Here is a 17,394-nt window from a genome sequence, read left to right as displayed (position 1 = left end):
ATCGGTGGTGCGCCGAACTCGTGGGTCACGGCCGGGTTGGCGGTGAATCGGACGCCCTGGACTCAAGCCCGGCGCGAAATGCGATCGTCGGGCGAAACAGGGCGTCGTCGCGTCCGGCCATCGGGGCCGGATGCCTCACCGCCGAACCATACGCTCCGAGGATTCCCGTTCGGGAATATCGAACCGCGGACTGGGCGATCGGTCTCGCAGGACCGTCGTCCACGCTATCGATGAAACGCGGAAGAACCCAATCGAGCCGCGCTATTCGGCGCTGATCGGGGTTTTCGTTTCGGGCCTACTCCCCCGCGCCGACGGCGCCGGGCTCTCGGGCGGCGAGTTGCGTGCAGTTCGCGCAGAGCCCGAAGACGTCGACCACGTGGGCCGCCTGGGTGAAGCCGTGCTCGGCCGCGATGCCCTTCGCCCACGCCTCCACCTCGTCGGCCGCGATCTCGACCGTCAGCCCGCAGTTGCGGCAGATGAGGTGGTGATGGTGTCCCGTCGTCGAGCACGCCCGGTACAGCGCCTCGCCCTCGGGCGACTGCAGCGAATCGGCCTCGCCGCTCGTCGCGAGGTCGCCGAGCGCGCGGTAGACCGTCGCGAGCCCGATCGGCGAACCGCTCGCGTGCAGCGCGGAGTGCAGCGCCTGCGCGCTGATGAAGCCCTCGGTCGAATCGAGCGCCTCGCGAACGGCCTCGCGCTGCCAGGTGTTGCGTTTCATGCGATTCGTGCGCCCTCCGCGGTCTCGACGGGGATGTCGGTCCGTCTCCACGCTAGCCCTCGAAGCTTGGAGAGTCCCAGTGCGAGGAGGAAGAACGCGGTCGCGGCGAGGGCGATCGCCGGGCCGGCGGCGATCGCGAAGGCGCGGGATGCGAGCACGCCGAGCACCCCCGACGCCGCGCCGATCAGGGGGGCGACGACGAGCACCCCGCGGAAGGAGCCGACCACGAGGCGCGCGGCCGCTGCCGGGGCCGCGATGAGCGCGATCGCGAGGATCGCGCCGACCGCCGGGAGCGAGCTGACGACGGAGGCCGCGGTGAGCCCGAGCACGAGCAGCTCGATCGGCCATTCCCGGTAGCCCATCGCACGGAAGCCCGCCGGGTCGAACGTCGAGAGCGCGATCTCCTTGCCGAACAGCGCGACCAGCACCACCGCGAGCAGCGCGACGCATGCCGCGAGCAGAATGTCTCCGTCGCTGACGGTGAGGATCGAGCCGACCAGCAGGCTCTCGGCCCGCACGGGCAGCCCCGGGATGAGGGACTGCAGGAGCGCGCCCGCGGCGAAGCCGCCGGTGAGCACGATGCCCGCGGCGACCTGGGCGCCCTGACGGCGCACGCGCGCGATGCCGGCCATGATCACGACGAGCACGACCGAGGCGACCGCAGCGCCCGCCGGCACGCTCACGCCGAGCGCCGCCGCGGCGACCGCGCCCGGGTACGTGCCGTGAGTGAGCGCCTGCGCGAAGAAGGTGCGCTTGCGCAGCACCACGAGCGCGCCGACGAACCCGGCACCGACGCCGATCACGATGGCGGCGAACAGGGCGCGTTCGAAGTAGCCCATCAGCGCTCCTCCCCCGTCGAGCCGGGCTTCCGCGTCGCAGTGGGCGTCGCCGCCGCCGCCGCCGTCGCCGTGGCGTTGGGGAGGACTTCGGCGGATCGGGAGGAGGCGATCCCCGATTCCATCCTCCCGAGCGTGCGATCTCCTCCCGAACGGGGTCGCGGCGTCGGGGCCGGTCGGCTCCCCGCAGGGCGGGCGCCGATGGCACGAACGCACGACGCGACCGCGAGCACCAGTGCGTACCCGAGCACGAACACCCCGACGATCGTCGCACCGGCCGGGACGTCGATCCCCGCCCCCACCGAGATCGCGAACCCGGCCGACAGCCCGACCCAGGCACTCAGCGCGGCGAACGCAGCGGCCGCGGGGAAGAGCCACCACAGCCGTCGCGTCACGAGCCGTGCGACGGCGCCCGGCACGATCAGCAGCGCCAGCACGAGCAGCGTGCCCACCGTCGCCGCCGCGGCGACCACGACGAGCGCGATCGCGGCGTTCAGCACCAGGTCGAGCACGAGCACCGAGTCGCCGGCCGCACGGCTGCCGCGCGCGTCGAAGGCGCGGAAGAGCTGCTGCTTGAGCGTCAGCACGACGGCGAGCAGGGCGATGAGGCTCACGACGACGAGCGGCACCACCTGATCGGGCGGAATGGTCAGCACTCGCCCGAAGAGCAGCGCCTCGAGCTCGCCCGCGTAGTCATCGCTCTTCGAGACCACGATGACGCCGACGCTGAAGGTCGCGGTGAGCACGATCGCGATCGCCGCGTCCGAGGTGATGCCGGCCCGGTCGAGCCAGGTCAGCGCGAGCGCGCCGGCGAGGGCCGCGATCGCGGCACCGGGCAGGAGCCCGCTCGCGCCGCCGACGGCGAGTCCGATGGCCAGGCCGGGGAACACGGCGTGCGTGAGCCCGTCGCTGATGAACTCGAGTCCGCGCAGGTTCACGAGCACCCCGACGACCCCGGCGACGACCGCGAGGACGAGCATCACGATGAGTGCGCGCGCCATGAACGGAATCGAGAACGCGGTGAAGAGCGCGTCGGTCAGCGACATCCTCGGCCCCTCCCCCGCGATCGGCGACGACTATATGCGTCGTTCGGCATTCAGTGGCCCTCGTGCCCGGGAACGACGAGGGTGTGCTCGTCGATCTCGACCTCGACGCCCTCGAAGCACTCCTGCACGTTGCCGAGGGTGAGCACCTCGTCGACCGGTCCGAACGCGAGCTGCGTGCCGTTGACGAGCACGACCGCGTCGCAGACGAGTCTCGCGAGCTCGAGGTCGTGCGTCGAGACCAGCACGGCGACGCCGCGGGCCTTCAGCTCGCGCAGGGTGTCGACGAGCGCGTCGCGGTTGGGCTGGTCGAGGCCGTTGAACGGCTCGTCGAGCAGCAGGAGCGCGGGGTCGGAGGCGAGGGCGCGGGCGAGCAGCCCGCGCTGGCGCTGTCCGCCCGAGAGCTCGCCGAACTGGCGCTTCGCGAGATCGCCCAGGCCGACCGTCTCGAGGGCCCGCGCGACGGCCGCCCGGTCACCGCGGCCCGGCCACCGGAACAGGCCGAGGCCGCGATAGCGGCCCTGCATGACGACCTGCTCGAGGCTGATCGGGAAGTCGGGGTCGAGGTCGGCCGACTGGGGGAGGAACGCAACCATGCCGCTCGCGGCATGCGATGCCCGGCCCGCACCGAGTTGCACGCCGCCGACGTCGATCTGTCCGGCCGTGCGCGGCACGAGCCCGAGCACGCCCTTCAAGAGCGTCGACTTGCCGGCGCCGTTCGGGCCGATGAGCGCGACCGCCTCACCGGGCGCGATCTCGAGCTCGAGCCCCGAGACGCCCGATCCGCCCGGGTGCGTGAAGGCCGCACCGGCGAGGCGGAGTACGGGGGAGTCGCTCATGCGAGTCATCCTTGCAGGGCGGCGGGGAGCGCGGTAGGCACGACGCCCCACGATTCGAGGATCAGCCGCGCGTTGTGCAGCTGGCTGCCGAGGTACGTCGCGCCCTCGCTGCCGGCCTCGCCCAGCGAGTCGCCGTACAGCGCATCGGGCCCCGAGTAGACCGCGACGCCCGATTCGGCGGCGATCGTCTCCGCGGCCTTCGGCGACAGGGATGCCTCGGAGAACACCGCGGCCACGCCCGTCGATTCGATCTTCGCGACGAGATCGTCGATCTCGGCCGCGCTCGGCTCGGCGTTGTCGTCGAAGCTCGGGATGATGCTGCCGACGAAGGTCACCTCGTAGGCGTCGACGAAGTAGGTGAAGGCGTCGTGGTTCGTCACGAGCAGCCGCTCGGCCGCCGGCACCTGCTCGACGTTGTCGGCGATCCAGTCGTCGAGCGCCTCGAGCTTCGCGAGGTACGCGGTCTCGTTCGCCTCGAGGTTCGCGGCGTCGAGGCCGTCGACCGTCGCGAGGCCGTCGGCGATGTTCTCGACCATGTCCTCGGCGAGCTCGGGGTCGGTCCAGATGTGGGGGTTCCCGTCGCCGTGGTCGTGGCCCTCGTGGTCGTCGGCGTGGTCGTGGTCGTCGGCGTGGGCGTCGGCCGCGTCCGTGCCGGCGTCGTCGTCGTGGTCGTGGTCGTGGTCGCGCGCATCCTCCGCAGCGTCCGCTTCGTCGTCGTGGTCGTGCGCGTGGTCGTCGGTGCCGAACAGCTCGATGCCGGTGCTCGCGTCGATGAGCACGCCGTCGAAGCCCGACGCCTCGATGGCGTCGTCGAGCCAGCTCTCGAGGCCACCGCCGTTGACGACGAGCGCGTCGGCGTTCGTGAGGGCGAGCAGCTGCGCCGCAGACGGGTCGAAGCCGTGCGCGCTCTGGCCGGGGGAGAGGAGCTGGGTGAGCTCGGCGTCGCCGCCGAGCAGCTCGCGGGTGAAGTCGCCCACCTGGGTCGTCGTCGCGACGATCTTCGGCCCGTCGCCACCGGCGGATGCACCGGGGCTCGCGCAGCCCGCGAGGGCGATGACGCTCGCCGCCAACAGGCCGCCCGCCCCGATCAAGGTCACGGGGCGACGGCTGGAGGTCCGGGTGCGCGTTTCCATGCTTCGAACCTACGCTTATTGATAATGATTGTCAAAACCATCTGGACACCGGCGGACTGTGCGAGCCGCCACTCGACGCAACCCGAAGAGTTCACCGGGCATTCCACGTCATCCTGTGAACAACACTTGGCGCCTGTCAGCGGCGCATGCGAGAGTGAAGTACGTGGATACGACGACGGCCCCGATCACGCTGCACCGATTCACCGTCGCCGACGCCGAGCGCGTGCTGTCCGGCGCGGTCGATCCTCACGACGGGTGGGAGGGCGCCTACGCCTTCACCGACGAGCCCGAGCTCCTCGCCGAGTACGTGCGCGCGGTGCGCCTGAACGGCGACCCCATGCCCTTCGGGCCCTACCTGGTGCGCCGCGGCGAAGACGGTCCCGCCATCGGGGGAGTGAACCTGTTCGGCCCTCCCGACGCCGACGGCGCTGTCGAGTTCGACTTCGGCCTCGTCCCGGCGGTGCGCGGCCAGGGGCTCGCGTTCCACACCGTGCTGGCCGCCGTCGAGCTCGCACGGTCGACCGGTCTCGCCCGCGTCGTGCGCGCCTCGGCCGAGGTCGCGAACCTGCCCGCGCGTCGCACGCTCGAGCGCGTCGGCTTCGTCGAGGCCAGCCGCACGCCCGACACGATCACCTCCGAGTACCGCCTCTAGCGCGGCGACGCGGCACTGGGGAGGCGGGCGCTACTCGAGCAGCAGCGCCGGCTCCTCGATGATCGAGGCGACGTCGGCGACGAAGCGCGAGACGACGTCGCCGTCGACGACGCGATGGTCGAACGAGCCGCCGATCGTCGTCACGAAGCGCGGACGCACCTCGCCGTCGACGACCCACGGCTTCTGCTTGATCGTGCCGAGCGCGACGATGCCGACCTCGCCGGGGTTGAGGATCGGGGTGCCGGTGTCCATGCCGAAGACGCCGATGTTCGTGATCGTGATCGTGCCGCCCTGCATCTCGGCGGGCTGCGTCTTGCCCTCGCGCGCCGTGAGCGTCAGCTGCTCGAGCGCGGCCGCGAGCTCGACCATCGACATGTCCTGCGCGTTCTTCACGTTCGGCACGATCAGCCCGCGGGGGGTCGCCGCGGCGATGCCGAGGTTCACGTAGTGCTTGACGATGATCTCGTCGTCGGTCCACTGCGCGTTGACGGTCGGGTTGCGGCGCACCGCCCAGAGCATCGCCTTCGCCATGATGAGCAGCGGCGAGATCTTGATGCCGGCGTAGTCGGGCGAGGCCTTGAGCCGCTTCAGGTACTCCATGGTGCGGGTGGCATCGACATCGACGAACACCGACACATGCGGCGCCGAGTATGCGCTCTGCACCATGGCGTTCGCGATCGCCTTGCGCACGCCCTTCACCGGGATGCGGGTCTCGCGATCGGCCGGCGCCTCGGGCGTCTGGATGTTGCGGAAGACGCTCGCCTGGCTCGCCTCGCGGATGACGTCGTCGCGTGTGACCTCGCCGATCGGACCCGTCGGGGCGACCCGGGAGAGGTCGACGCCGAGGTCTTTCGCGAGCTTGCGGATCGGCGGCTTCGCGATCACCGGCACGCGCGACTCGGCGCGGGTCGGAGAGGCGGGCGCGGCGGCGGCTGCGGAGGCCGTGACGGGTGCCGCAGCGGGCGCCGGGGGAGCGGCGACCGGGGGAGCGGGCGGGGCCGCGAGCTTCTCGTGCGCGCCGCCGGGTGAGGGGTGCCTGCGGCGACGGGTCGCCACGGGGCCCGAGGATCCGTGTCCGACGAGCACGGCTCCACCGCGCTCCTCGGCGACGGCGGGCGCGGTCGCGGCGGTCGGTGCGGGTGCAGGAGCGGCCGGCGCGACCGCGGACGCAGCGGCCCCCGCCCCGTCACCGCTCGGCTCGGCGGCCGGCGCCGCTCCCGCGGCATCCGTCTGGATCACCAGGATGGGGGTGCCGACGTCGACCGTCCGGCCCTCTTCGACGAGCAGTTCGGAGACGACGCCCTCGAACGCGCTCGGCAGCTCGACGAGCGACTTCGCCGTCTCGATCTCGACGAAGACCTGGTCGAGCGCGATGCGATCGCCGGGCGCGACACGCCACTGCACGATCTCGGCCTCGGTGAGGCCCTCGCCGACATCGGGAAGTGGGAATCGGATCTCGCTCATCTGTCTTACCCTCGCAGTCGAGTCATGCCATCAGCGACATGTCTGAGTCGTGTCGTGTCAGTAGGCCAGCGCGCGGTCCACGGCTTCGAGCACCCGGTCGGGGCTCGGCAGGTACTCGGTCTCGAGCGAGGCGGGCGGGAACGGGGTGTCGAAGCCCGACACGCGCAGCACCGGCGCCTCGAGGGAGTAGAACGCCCGCTCGGCGACGGTCGCGGCGATCTCGGAGCCGACCGAGACGTTGCCGTACGCCTCCTGGGCGACGACGAGCCGGCCGGTGCGGTGCACCGACTCGAGCAGCGGTCCGTAGTCGATGGGGGAGAGGGAGCGCAGGTCGACGACCTCGATGCTCGTGCCCTCCTCGGCGGCGACGTCGGCGGCCTGGAGCAGCGTCGACACCATCGCGCCGTGGCCGACGACCGTGACGTCGGTGCCCTGGCGGACCACGCGGCTCGCGTGCAGCGGCAGCCCGGCGTGGTCGAGGTCGACCGGCCCCTTCGGCCAGTAGCGGCTCTTCGGCTCGAAGAACAGCACGGGGTCGCGCGACTCGATCGCCTCGCGGATCATCCAGTACGCGTCGTGCGGGTTCGACGGGCTGACCACCCGCAGGCCCGGGGTGTGCGCGAAATACGCCTCGGGGCTCTCCTGGTGGTGCTCGATCGAGCCGATGTGCCCGCCGTACGGCACGCGGATGACGATCGGCATCGCGACCCTGCCCTCGTGGCGCAGCGTCTGCCGGGCGAGCTGGGTCGTGATCTGGTCGAATGCGGGGAAGATGAAGCCGTCGAACTGGATCTCGCACACCGGCCGGTAGCCGCGCATCGCGAGGCCGATGGCCGTGCCGATGATGCCCGACTCTGCGAGCGGGGTGTCGAGCACCCGCTTCTCGCCGAACTCGGCCGAGAGCCCCTCGGTGACGCGGAACACGCCGCCGAGCGGCCCGATGTCCTCGCCCATGAGCAGCACCTTCTCGTCGGCGCGCATGGCGTCGCGGAGGCCCGCGGTGATGGCCTTCGCCATCGACAGGGTCTGCACGCCGCGCACGTCGCCGGCGGGCTCCTCGTGGGCAGGGACAGAGGCAGGGGCGGATGCCTCGGGTGCGTCGGTCACGCGAACCTCCTCGTCGATCCGGCCGGTCATGCCGCGTCTCCGTCGAACGAGTTCTCGAACTCGTCGAGCCACGCGTGCTGCTCGACCATGAGCGGGTGCGGCTCGCTGTACACGTGCTCGAAGATCGCGGCGCGGCTCGGGCCGGTCAGCTCGAGTGCGCGTCGGCGCACGTCGGCGGCGACGTCGGATGCCTCTTGGTCGACCTCGTCGAAGAACGCGGCCGAGGCGCCGCGGCTCTCGAGCCAGGTGCGGTAGCGGGCGATCGGGTCGCGCTCGGCCCAGTAGGCGACCTCGTCGTCGGTGCGGTACTTCGTGGGGTCGTCGGCGGTGGTGTGCGCGCCCATGCGGTAGGTGAGCGCCTCGATGAGGCTCGGGCCCTGGCCCGCGCGGGCCTCCTCGAGCGACTGCCGGGTGACGGCGTAGCTCGCGAGCACGTCGTTGCCGTCGATGCGCACGCCCGGCATGCCGAAGCCGCCGCCGCGCAGCGCGAGCGGGCTGCGCGACTGCCGCGAGACCGGCACCGAGATCGCCCACTGGTTGTTCTGGATGAAGAAGACCTGCGGCGTCTCGTAGCTCGAGGCGAAGACGAGCGCCTCGTTGGCGTCGCCCTGCGAGGTCGAGCCGTCGCCGTAGTAGACGAGCACCGCGGCATCCGTCTCGGGGTCGCCCGTCGCGGTCGCGCCGTCGAACTGCAGGCCCATCGCGTAGCCCGTGGCGTGCAGCGTCTGCGAGGCGAGCACGAGCGTGTAGAGATGGAAGTTGCCGTTCTCCTCGGGGTTCCAGCCGCCCTGCGTGATGCCGCGCAGGAGCGCGAGGATGCGCACGGGGTCGAGGCCGCGGATCATGCCGACGATGTGCTCGCGGTACGAGGGGAACAGGTGGTCCTGCGGGCGTGCTGCGTGGGCGGAGCCGACCTGCGCGGCCTCCTGGCCGGAGCTCGGCACCCAGAGCGCCAGCTGCCCCTGCCGCTGCAGGTTCGCGCCGGCGACGTCGAGCCGGCGCGAGACCGTCATGTCGCGGTAGAAGCGCTGCAGTGTCGCGTCGTCGAGTGCTTCGACGAGCGGCAGGTACGCCTCGGCTTCGGGGGTCGGGCGCAACTGGCCCTCGGGGGTCAGGAGCTGAACCGTCGGCGCGGTGAAGTCTCTCTCGCGGGCTGCCACCGTTCCACGCTACCCGCTACTCGGGACGCCCTACTTGTGAAGCCGGTACAAGCTCACCGAGAATCCGGAGGAGGATATCGACAGCCTCCTCCTCGCCGATCGACACGCGGATGCCCGCGGGCGGGAATGCGCGCGTCACGAGCCCGGCATCGAAGAGCCGCTCGGCGACCTCGGCCGTGGCCTCGCCCGCGGGCAGCCAGATGAAGTTTCCCTGCGCGACCGGGACGGGCCATCCCTGCGCGAGCAGCGCCGCGCGCACGCGGTCGCGGCGTTCGGCGATGACCCCGACGCGCTCGAGCAGCTCCGCCTCGGCGGCCGGCTCGAGCGAGGCGAGTGCCGCGGCGGTCGAGGCCGCCGTCACGCTCAGCGGGGTGATCGTCGCCCGGGCCGCGTCGAGGATCGCCACGGGGCCGATCGCGTACCCGACCCTGAGGCCGGCGAGGCCGTAGGCCTTCGAGAAGGTGCGCAGCACGACGAGGTTCGGGTACCGGCCGAGCAGGGTCGCCCCGTCGACGGATGCGTCGTCGCGGACGAACTCGATGTAGGCCTCGTCGAGCAGCACGAGCAGGTCGGCGGGGACCTTCGCCATGAATGCCTCGAACTCGGCAGCCGTGACGATGACGCCGGTCGGGTTGTTCGGCGAGCAGACGATGACGACGCGGGTGCGGTCGGTCACGGCCGCGGCCATCGCGTCGAGGTCGTGCCCGTGGTCGGCCCGGTTCGGCACCTGCACGCTCGTCGCGCCCGACACGGTCACGAGGCCCGGGTAGGCCTCGAACGAGCGCCACGAGTAGACGACCTCGTCGCCCGGGGCGGCCGCGGCCTGGATGAGTGCAGCGAGCAGCGCCACCGAGCCGGCCCCGACGAGCACCTCGTCGGCGGTGACCCCGTAGCGCCCGGCGAGCCGCTCGCGCAGCGCGAGCGCCGTGGCATCGGGGTAGCGATTGATCGTCGAGGCCGCGTCGGCGACCGCCTCGACGACGGACGGCAGCGGATCGAACGGGTTCTCGTTGCTCGAGAGCTTGAACCCGTCGGCGGGGGCGGGGCGGCCCTGGCGATACGGCGGGAGTGCGGCGATCTCGGGGCGCAGGCGAACGCCTGCCCCTCGCGGTTCCGGTGCGTTCACGCGATCCACCGTACCCCTTCGCCTCCGTTGCCCCGTCTGACAGAGTGGAGGCATGCGGTTCATCCTCAAGGTCATCGTCGTCGCCCTCGCACTCTGGCTGACGACGCTCATCGTCTCGGGTGTCAGCGTGGTGCCGTACGACGACACCGAGCTCGCGACCGTGCTCACGTACCTGCTCGTCGCCGCCATCTTCGGCCTGGTGAACGCCATCGTCGGCACCTTCATCCGGATCGTCGCCTTCCCGATCTACGTCCTCACGCTCGGCCTCATCTCGTTCATCGTCAACGGCCTCCTGCTGCTGCTCGTCGACTGGATCAGCGGCCTCATGGGCTTCGGCCTCGTCGTCGAGAGCTTCTGGTGGGGCGTGCTCGGCGCGCTCGTGCTCGGGCTGATCAGCTGGCTCATCGGCCTCGTGGTGCGTCCGTCGAGCGACTGAGCGACCCGGCTCCGCCCGCCCGCCCCAGCGTCGGCTCGGGCGACGGCTCGGGCGTACCCGCCGGGTCGCGCTCGGCGATCCACTCGCTGACCGCGCCGGTACCGCCGCCCGTGAAGGCGAGCAGCTCGCGGAGCTCGACGAGCTGCGGCGCCTCCGAGGCGTCGATGAGCGCCGCCGTGCCGCGGTAGGCCTCGAGCGAGTGGGCCGGCAGCGCGCCCTCGAAGCGGTGCCCGTCGCCGAGCACGCTGCGCGTGACGGTCGTGCGCTCGGGGGACGGCGCACCCGACCCGCCGACCGCCGGAACGAGGTCCTCGTCGTGGGCGACGTCGAGCACCGGCACCCCGTCGCGCGTCGGGGCCGAGTCGCCCGGGCCGCCGAGATTCATCCCGCCGATCGCGTTGATCCCCGGGTCGCTCGCGAGCTCGTGCACGATGATGCCGCCGCCCGAATGACCCGCGAAGTACACGGGGTCGCCCGGCGCCATTCCGGCGGCCGCCATCGCCGCGCGGACGGCCCGCTCGCCCGCTCCCGACTCGGCCCCGGCGCCGCGGAGCGCATCGAGCGGCGAGTCGTCGGCGATGCCGTGGAGGTTCGAGACCATGTCGAAGGGCTGCTCGCCCGCGACGAGCGCGGGATCGACCGTGCCGCTGACGTAGACCACCCATCGCGGATCTCCGGCTTCGCCGTACCGTTCGATGCGGATCTGAGGCCCCTCGCCGCCGGGGATGCGCGAGGCGAGCTCGGCGAAGCCGTGCGGCGCCTGCACGCTGCGCTCGGTGCCGGCGCTCGGGTGCCCGGCCGGCGCGCGGCCGTCGCCCGCACGGTCACCGCCCTCGGCCCGGCGCACCGAGACCGGCCCGTCGACCAGCGCCCTCGACCCGATGAGCGCCGCGACGCCCAGGAGTATCGACGCGCTCTCGGGTGCGTTCACGAAGTCGCCGAAGGCCGCGGCCAGCCCGCTGCCGCCGGGCAGTTGCACGGCACCGACGGCGAACTCGTCGGCCGAGTCGACCGCTGCCCGGACGGCCCGGACGAAGTTGGGATCGGAGAGCAGCTCCTGGTTCGCGGCGAGCCAGTCGCGCAGCGGCGTGCCGCCCCACGCGTTCGCCGCGGCCGAGTCGAGACCCGCCGTCAGCGCGATGCCGCCCGCGAAGAGCAGCCCGGCCGGCGTCGTGAGCGCCGAGCCCAGCAGATGCGCGACGACACCCCCGCCGAACTGCCAGAGTCCGTCGACGGCGCGCTCCGTCCACCCGTATCGTTCGGCGCTCGCGACGAGCGCGGAGCGGAGTTCTTCGCCGTCGGCCTCGCATCGGCGCAGCTCGCCCTCGAGTTCGTGCAGCAGCGCTGCCGGCCGCGGCTCGGCCCAGCCGCCGCCCAGGTCGGCCCCGATCGCGTCGAGTTCGGCCGCGAGCACCCCGGCCTGCGCCCGGGCCGCGGCGACGGCGGTCGCGGCGCCGCCGAGGCGTGCGGCGTCGGTGAAGAGCTCGTCGGTCGCGACGACGGTCGAGCCGCCGCCCGAGATCGTGATGGCGTCGCTCACGGCCGGGCCTCCACCCCGTCGGAACGCTCCTCCGCGCGGCGCGCGAGCCGTGCCTCTTCGGCAAGCGCCGCCGCACGAGCGGCCCGAGCCTGCGCCTCCGCGTCGCGCTCGGCCTGCTCGTACGCGGCGAGCTCCGCCTCCATACGGCGGATGCGCTCGTCGAGGTCGGCGGCGGCGGCATCGAGTCGGTCGACGCCGCCGAGCACCCGCGCTCGCAGCTCGTGCAGTCGCTCGGCGTAGCGATCGGCCGCCTCGGAGCGCCACCGCCCGCCGTCGGGCGGCAGCATCGCCGCGGCCTGTCCGAGGTCGGTGCGCAGTGCGACGAGGCGCGTGCGCACAGCGACGGCGGACTCGATGCGCTGCACGGTGGCGGTGCGGCCCGTGAGGGCGGCGATCAGGGCGTCCGAGGCATCCATTCGGCCAGATTGCCGACCGCGACGGCGTTCGCCGCCGGAGCATGAGCGAGCCGTACGCAGCGAGGCCGGACGCTCCTTGTGGAGGAGCGATCGGCGAGCCGACGTCAGTCGACGAGCACCTGCTCGAGCGCGTTGCGGCCGAGTCGTGCGATCGGGCCCGAGCCGTCGAGCGCATCGACGACCGCGCTGCCCCAGACGACGGCCCACCCACGGGCGCGGCGCCAGGTCGCGGCATCGACGGGCCTGCGCCGTTCGAGTTCGCGCACGAAGGCGGCCCGGCCCGCGGCGTCGAAGGTCAGCCACGCCGTCGCGAGGTCGGTCGCTGGGTCGCCGGCGGTGAGGTCGCCGAAGTCGATCACGGCTGCGAGGGCGCCGGATGCCTCGAGCACGAGGTTGCCCGGATGCAGGTCGCCGTGCAGCCACGTCGGCGCGCCCGTCCAGACCGGCGCGGCGAGCGCGTCCTCCCAGACCTCGTGGAGGCGTGCGGTGCGGGCGCCGAGCACGCCGTCGAGGCTCCCGCGGGCGAATCGCTCGCGCACCGAGGCGTCGCGAGCGGCGAGCGGGACGCCGCGGTAGGGGTTGTGCGGCGCGTCCGCGGGGGCCGGCGTGTGCAGGGCGTCGACGAAGGCGGCGAGAACCGGGCCGAGTTGGGCGCGTTCAGCGGGGGAGCGGCCCGCTGCGTTCACTCCGTCGAACCAGGGCACGATGCTCCACGGTGCGTCGTAGCCGAGCTCGGGCGCCGGGCGCCCTGCCCGGATCGGCGCCGGCACCGCGACGGGCAGCCGCACGGCGAGCGCGGGCAGCCAGCGCTGTTCGTGCTCGACGAGCGGCGAGGCGATCCGCCGTCGCGGCAGGCGCACGCCGTACACGGCGCCCCCGGCCTCGAGGCGGTACATCGCGTTGTCCCAGCCGTTCGCGACGAACTCCAGGGGCCCGGCGAACTCGGGGTGCTGCGTCTCGATCAGCCGCGCGACGAGCTCGGCGTCGACGTGCAGCTCGGGCGCAGGAGCATCCGTCATCTCATCGCCTCTCGCTTTCGGGGCGCAACCCGTTCCTGAAAGAGGCATTCTCCTCCACAATGGATGCCATGACGCGAGCGGAACCCGCGGGGGACGCCGCGCAGCCCTTCCGAGTCTCGTTCGTGTGCACCGGCAACATCTGCCGGTCTCCGATGGCGGAGGTGGTGCTGCGCTCCCTCGCCGAGCAGGCGGGCCTCGGCGGCGCGCTCGCGATCGAATCGGCTGCGACGGGCGACTGGCACGTCGGCGAACCCGCCGACCAGCGCACGGTCGAGGCGCTCGCGAGGGCCGGCTACGACGGCACCCACCACCGCGCCCGGCAGTTCGACGCCGGCGACTTCCCCGAGCTCGACCTCGTCGTCGCATTCGACCGCGGTCAGGCCCGGATCCTGCGCAACTGGGCGACCGGTTCGGCCGAGCAGCACAAGGTGCGCCTGCTCCTCGAATTCGAGCCCGAACTCGCGAACCTGCAGGACGTGCCCGACCCCTATTACTCCGATGCGGGAATGTTCGATCGAGTCCTTGAGATGATTGAACGGTCGACCCAGGCGCTCTTCCGCCAACTCGCACCCGCTCTCAGACAAGGAATCCGATGACTTCGCTGCCTCCCCAGCCGCTCAGCCCCCTCGACGGCCGGTACCGTTCGGCGGTCGGCGAGCTCGGCGAGCACCTCTCCGAGGCGGGCCTCAACCGGGCGCGCGTGCACGTCGAGGTCGAGTGGCTCATCGCCCAGACCGACCGCGGCTTCTTCGGCGCCGCCGCGCTCTCCGAGCACCAGAAGGCGAGCCTGCGCCAGGTCGTCGCCGACTTCGGCCAGGCCGACATCGACGAGCTCGCGACCCTCGAGGCGACCACCCGTCACGACGTGAAGGCCGTCGAGTACTACGTGCGCCGCCGCCTCTCCGACCTCGGCCTCGACGCGATCGCCGAGCTCACCCACTTCGCCTGCACCTCCGAGGACATCAACAACCTCTCGTATGCGGTCACCGTGCGCGACGCCGTGCAGCAGGTCTGGCTGCCGAAGTACCGCGCGGTCATCGCGACGCTGCAGGCGCTCGCGATCGAGCACCGGGATGCCTCGATGCTCAGCCGCACGCACGGGCAGCCGGCGACCCCCTCGACCATGGGCAAGGAGCTCGCGGTCTTCGTGCACCGGCTCGGCCGCATCGCGGCGCAGGTCGAGGCGACCGAGTACCTCGGCAAGTTCTCGGGCGCGACGGGCACCTTCTCCGCGCACGTCGTCGCCGCGCCGGATGTCTCGTGGCCGGCCGTGTCGCAGGAGTTCGTCGAGTCGCTCGGCCTCACCTGGAACCCGCTCACCACGCAGATCGAGTCGCACGACTGGCAGGCCGAGCTCTACGGCAAGATCTCGCACGCGAACCGCGTGCTGCACAACCTCGCGACCGACATCTGGACCTACATCTCGCTGGGCTACTTCCGGCAGATCCCCGCGGCCGGCGCGACGGGTTCGTCGACGATGCCGCACAAGGTCAACCCGATCCGCTTCGAGAACGCCGAGGCGAACCTCGAGCTCTCGAGCGCCGTGCTCGACTCGCTCGCCGCGACGCTCGTGACGAGCCGCCTGCAGCGCGACCTCACCGACTCGTCGGCGCAGCGCAACATCGGCGTCGGCTTCGGCCACTCGATGCTCGCGCTCGACAACATCCAGCGCGGCCTCGGCGAGATCGACCTCGACCGCGCGCTGCTGCTCGCCGACCTCGACGGCAACTGGGAGGTGCTCGGCGAGGCGATCCAGACGGTGATCCGCGCCGAGGTCGTCGCGGGCCGCTCGACGATCGCCGACCCGTACGCGCTGCTCAAGGAGCTCACCCGCGGCAAGCGCGTGGGCGCCGAGGATCTCGCCGCATTCGTCGAGGGCCTCGAGATCGGCGACGAGGCGAAGGCGCGCCTGCTCGCGCTCACCCCGGCGTCGTACGTCGGCATCGCCGACGAGCTCGTCGACCGGCTGCCGTAGGCCGGCACCGGCTCAGGCCGGGCTCCGGCGGGCCTCGCTCGGTGCGGGGCCTGCCGTTCGTGCAAGATGGGCACGTTCCGGCACACAGACCGGGTGAGCGCGAAGGAGCCGAGCATGTCCAGCACTGCACAGCGGGCCGCGTCCGGTTCACCTCGTCGCGGCCGCTTCGCGGCGTTCGTGCTGGCCACCGTCGCAACATGCCTCACCGCCGGCTGCGCGACCGCCGGCGCGGCGCAAGCCCCGACGACCGCCGCGACGGCGCCCACGTCGACGGCCGCCACGTCCGACCCGATCGGACTCATCGGCATGTGGCGCGTCTCGGACGCCGCGGGCGAGGGCCCCGACACGTGGCTGCGCCTCGACGCGCCGGAATTCTCGCTCTGGCGCGACTGCGGCATGATCGGCGGCGGGTGGCTCGCGGGGGAGCGGACCTTCCTCGCGCAGACCATGAGCGCGAGCGACGACTGCGCGAACGGCGGGTTCCCGACGATCGCCTGGCTCGACGAGACGACCTCCTACCGGGCCGCCGACGACGGGTGGCAGCTGCTCGACGCCGAGGGCGAGCCCGTCGCCTCGCTCGCGATCGACGGCGCTCCCGACCCGATCGACACGGTGGCGGACTTCTTCGCCGAACCTCCGGTGATCGACGACGCGGTGCGCGCGTTCTTCGCCGATGCGGCGCCCCTCCCCGACACGCTCGCTGCGGCCGGCGCCGACGATCTGCTCGGCCGGTGGGAGCCCGCCGGAGCATCGTACGCATCCGACCCGCACGTCGTCTTCCTCGCCGCCGGCGAGTGGACCGGGTCGGACGGCTGCAACGGTCAGAGCGGACGCTGGGCGGTCGACGGCGACGGCGAACTGCTCGTGATCTCCGGCGCCTCGACGCTCATCGGATGCGACGGGGCGCCGGCCCCCGGATGGGTCGCGGGCGCCCGCCGTGCCGCCTTCGACGACGAGGAGCTGGTGCTGCTCGATCGCGAGGGCGCCGAACTCGGGCGCCTCGTGCGCGCGGGTGGCTGACGCGGCCTCCGCTCAGTGCGCGGGCCCCTGCGGTGCGGGCGGCTCGCCCGGGCCGGTCTCGCCGTCGCCCTCGCCGAGCTCGGCGCGCTCGTCGGCGTTCGGCTTGATCGCCATCTGCAGGAGCGCGAGCGCGACGAGCACGATGATGAACACGCCGCCGGCGCCGATGAGGGTGATCGTCCAGTCGCGCGTCGCGACGAGGCAGATCACGCCGACGAAGATCGCGGCGATCGCGGCGCCGCCGACGTACTCGGCCGGGCGGAGCCTGTCCTGCCGGCTCGGCTGGTACTCACCGGGGGACTGGGTCACGACTGCTGCTCCGCTCCTGCCGCGGCAGGGCCGTCGGCGGTCTGGTTCGCGGCCCACTTCAAGGAGAGGCCGCCGATCACGAGGAACACCCCGAGGATCACGAGATAGCCGCCGAGCAGGCCGACCGCGGTGACGGCGTCGGGCGGGAGGAGGAGGAACACCACCGCGAGGATCGCGGTGAAGGCGCCGACGGCGATCCAGTCGCGGGCCGCCGAGGTGCGGCCGCGCGAGCGGAGACCGGCGTAGAGCTCGACGAAACCGGTGACGGCCGCCCAGACGCTCACGAGGTAGAGCAGGAACGGCAGCCCGCCCGGCACCGAGAGCGCGAGGAGGCCGGCGACGACGGTGACGACGGCGTTGATCGCGAAGAGCGAGCGGATGCCGCGACCGACCAGCAGGCGCAGGCTCAGCGCCCCGACGACGAGGCCGGAGACGACCGCCCAGATGCCGAACACAAGCAGCCCGAGCTCGGGCGAGTGGTTCGGCGAGAAGGTGATGACCACGGCGGGGACGACCGCGAGGAGTCCGCGGACGACCGGGACGACCCAGTACTGCGGGCGCTCCGGGGATGCATCGCGGGCGGTGGCCACGGCGACCTCTT

General features: G+C 72.5%; 19 protein-coding genes. 5 read left to right on the top strand and 14 right to left on the bottom strand.

Translation table 11 applies throughout. The features are described from left to right. Positions 1 to 295 precede the first annotated feature (295 nt). Genes ACFVAJ_RS07735 through ACFVAJ_RS07715 form a run of 5 tightly spaced genes read right to left on the bottom strand, consistent with a single transcriptional unit; the run spans position 296 to position 4,569 of the window. Positions 296 to 718: a Fur family transcriptional regulator gene (locus tag ACFVAJ_RS07735; RefSeq protein WP_376942796.1), complete on the bottom strand. Its 423-nt coding sequence runs from the start codon at positions 716 to 718 to the stop codon at positions 296 to 298. Further along, the gene (locus ACFVAJ_RS07730) at positions 715 to 1,557 is read right to left on the bottom strand and encodes a metal ABC transporter permease (protein ID WP_376942794.1); all 843 of its coding nucleotides are present in this window, start codon (positions 1,555 to 1,557) and stop codon (positions 715 to 717) included. Before ACFVAJ_RS07730 ends, ACFVAJ_RS07735 begins: the two co-directional genes overlap by 4 nt. Then, a complete protein-coding gene (locus ACFVAJ_RS07725) occupies positions 1,557 to 2,600 on the bottom strand; it encodes a metal ABC transporter permease (RefSeq protein ID WP_376942792.1) in 1,044 nt (347 codons plus the stop codon). The genes ACFVAJ_RS07730 and ACFVAJ_RS07725 overlap by 1 nt, the downstream gene beginning before the upstream one ends. Before the next feature lie 50 nt (positions 2,601 to 2,650). Then, positions 2,651 to 3,436: a metal ABC transporter ATP-binding protein gene (locus tag ACFVAJ_RS07720; RefSeq protein ID WP_376942790.1), complete on the bottom strand. Its 786-nt coding sequence runs from the start codon at positions 3,434 to 3,436 to the stop codon at positions 2,651 to 2,653. Positions 3,437 to 3,441: 5 nt separating this feature from the next. Beyond that, a complete protein-coding gene (locus ACFVAJ_RS07715; RefSeq protein ID WP_376942788.1) occupies positions 3,442 to 4,569 on the bottom strand; it encodes a metal ABC transporter substrate-binding protein in 1,128 nt (375 codons plus the stop codon). A gap of 163 nt (positions 4,570 to 4,732) precedes the next feature. On the opposite strand from ACFVAJ_RS07715, the gene ACFVAJ_RS07710 reads away from it, so the two are divergent. Continuing rightward, positions 4,733 to 5,221: a GNAT family N-acetyltransferase gene (locus ACFVAJ_RS07710; RefSeq protein WP_376942786.1), complete on the top strand. Its 489-nt coding sequence runs from the start codon at positions 4,733 to 4,735 to the stop codon at positions 5,219 to 5,221. A gap of 30 nt (positions 5,222 to 5,251) precedes the next feature. Here ACFVAJ_RS07710 and ACFVAJ_RS07705 read toward each other — a convergent pair whose 3' ends face one another. The 4 genes from ACFVAJ_RS07705 to ACFVAJ_RS07690 all read right to left on the bottom strand — a co-directional run bounded on the left by ACFVAJ_RS07705 (position 5,252) and on the right by ACFVAJ_RS07690 (position 10,078). Beyond that, a complete protein-coding gene (locus tag ACFVAJ_RS07705) occupies positions 5,252 to 6,685 on the bottom strand; it encodes a dihydrolipoamide acetyltransferase family protein (protein ID WP_376942784.1) in 1,434 nt (477 codons plus the stop codon). A 57-nt stretch (positions 6,686 to 6,742) separates the two neighbouring features. Further along, entirely contained in the window at positions 6,743 to 7,702 is a 960-nt protein-coding gene (locus ACFVAJ_RS07700; RefSeq protein ID WP_376944600.1) for an alpha-ketoacid dehydrogenase subunit beta, read from the bottom strand. Between the two features lie 116 nt (positions 7,703 to 7,818). Further along, positions 7,819 to 8,952 carry a thiamine pyrophosphate-dependent dehydrogenase E1 component subunit alpha gene (locus tag ACFVAJ_RS07695; protein WP_376942782.1) on the bottom strand — a complete coding sequence of 378 codons (1,134 nt, stop codon included), beginning with the start codon at positions 8,950 to 8,952 and terminating at the stop codon, positions 7,819 to 7,821. A gap of 16 nt (positions 8,953 to 8,968) precedes the next feature. Then, positions 8,969 to 10,078 carry a histidinol-phosphate transaminase gene (locus ACFVAJ_RS07690; RefSeq protein WP_376942780.1) on the bottom strand — a complete coding sequence of 370 codons (1,110 nt, stop codon included), beginning with the start codon at positions 10,076 to 10,078 and terminating at the stop codon, positions 8,969 to 8,971. A 52-nt stretch (positions 10,079 to 10,130) separates the two neighbouring features. Between ACFVAJ_RS07690 and ACFVAJ_RS07685 the strand changes: the two genes are divergently transcribed. Then, a complete protein-coding gene (locus tag ACFVAJ_RS07685) occupies positions 10,131 to 10,514 on the top strand; it encodes a phage holin family protein (RefSeq protein ID WP_376942778.1) in 384 nt (127 codons plus the stop codon). Here ACFVAJ_RS07685 and ACFVAJ_RS07680 read toward each other — a convergent pair. The 3 genes from ACFVAJ_RS07680 to ACFVAJ_RS07670 form a co-directional block, all read right to left on the bottom strand. Continuing rightward, positions 10,480 to 12,054, bottom strand: coding sequence for a hypothetical protein (locus tag ACFVAJ_RS07680; RefSeq protein ID WP_376942776.1), 1,575 nt, complete (start codon positions 12,052 to 12,054; stop codon positions 10,480 to 10,482). The two genes, ACFVAJ_RS07685 and ACFVAJ_RS07680, sit on opposite strands and share 35 nt — an antisense overlap. After that, complete coding sequence (locus ACFVAJ_RS07675) at positions 12,051 to 12,470, bottom strand: hypothetical protein (RefSeq protein ID WP_376942774.1); 420 nt, start codon at positions 12,468 to 12,470, stop codon at positions 12,051 to 12,053. The genes ACFVAJ_RS07680 and ACFVAJ_RS07675 overlap by 4 nt, the downstream gene beginning before the upstream one ends. A 104-nt stretch (positions 12,471 to 12,574) precedes the next feature. Further along, positions 12,575 to 13,489, bottom strand: a complete 915-nt coding sequence (locus tag ACFVAJ_RS07670) for an aminoglycoside phosphotransferase family protein (RefSeq protein ID WP_376942772.1) — start codon at positions 13,487 to 13,489, stop codon at positions 12,575 to 12,577. Positions 13,490 to 13,557: 68 nt separating this feature from the next. Between ACFVAJ_RS07670 and ACFVAJ_RS07665 the strand changes: the two genes are divergently transcribed. The 3 genes from ACFVAJ_RS07665 (at position 13,558) to ACFVAJ_RS07655 (ending at position 16,484) form a co-directional block, all read left to right on the top strand. Beyond that, the gene (locus tag ACFVAJ_RS07665; RefSeq protein ID WP_376942770.1) at positions 13,558 to 14,085 is read left to right on the top strand and encodes a low molecular weight protein-tyrosine-phosphatase; all 528 of its coding nucleotides are present in this window, start codon (positions 13,558 to 13,560) and stop codon (positions 14,083 to 14,085) included. Then, positions 14,082 to 15,464 carry an adenylosuccinate lyase gene (gene purB, locus ACFVAJ_RS07660; RefSeq protein WP_376942768.1) on the top strand — a complete coding sequence of 461 codons (1,383 nt, stop codon included), beginning with the start codon at positions 14,082 to 14,084 and terminating at the stop codon, positions 15,462 to 15,464. The genes ACFVAJ_RS07665 and purB overlap by 4 nt, the downstream gene beginning before the upstream one ends. A 114-nt stretch (positions 15,465 to 15,578) precedes the next feature. Further along, entirely contained in the window at positions 15,579 to 16,484 is a 906-nt protein-coding gene (locus ACFVAJ_RS07655; RefSeq protein ID WP_376942766.1) for a hypothetical protein, read from the top strand. A gap of 12 nt (positions 16,485 to 16,496) precedes the next feature. On the opposite strand, the gene ACFVAJ_RS07650 is transcribed toward ACFVAJ_RS07655, so the two are convergent. Both ACFVAJ_RS07650 and ACFVAJ_RS07645 read right to left on the bottom strand, forming a co-directional pair. Further along, entirely contained in the window at positions 16,497 to 16,793 is a 297-nt protein-coding gene (locus ACFVAJ_RS07650; protein WP_376942764.1) for a hypothetical protein, read from the bottom strand. Further along, positions 16,790 to 17,383 carry an HdeD family acid-resistance protein gene (locus tag ACFVAJ_RS07645; protein ID WP_376942762.1) on the bottom strand — a complete coding sequence of 198 codons (594 nt, stop codon included), beginning with the start codon at positions 17,381 to 17,383 and terminating at the stop codon, positions 16,790 to 16,792. The genes ACFVAJ_RS07650 and ACFVAJ_RS07645 overlap by 4 nt, the downstream gene beginning before the upstream one ends. Positions 17,384 to 17,394 lie beyond the last annotated feature (11 nt).

It is taken from the genome of Agromyces sp. NPDC057679, from assembly GCF_042799635.1.
Classification (GTDB): Bacteria; Actinomycetota; Actinomycetes; order Actinomycetales; family Microbacteriaceae; genus Agromyces.
Note: the sequence above shows the minus strand (reverse complement) of the source record. Positions and strands in the feature narration are given on the sequence as shown.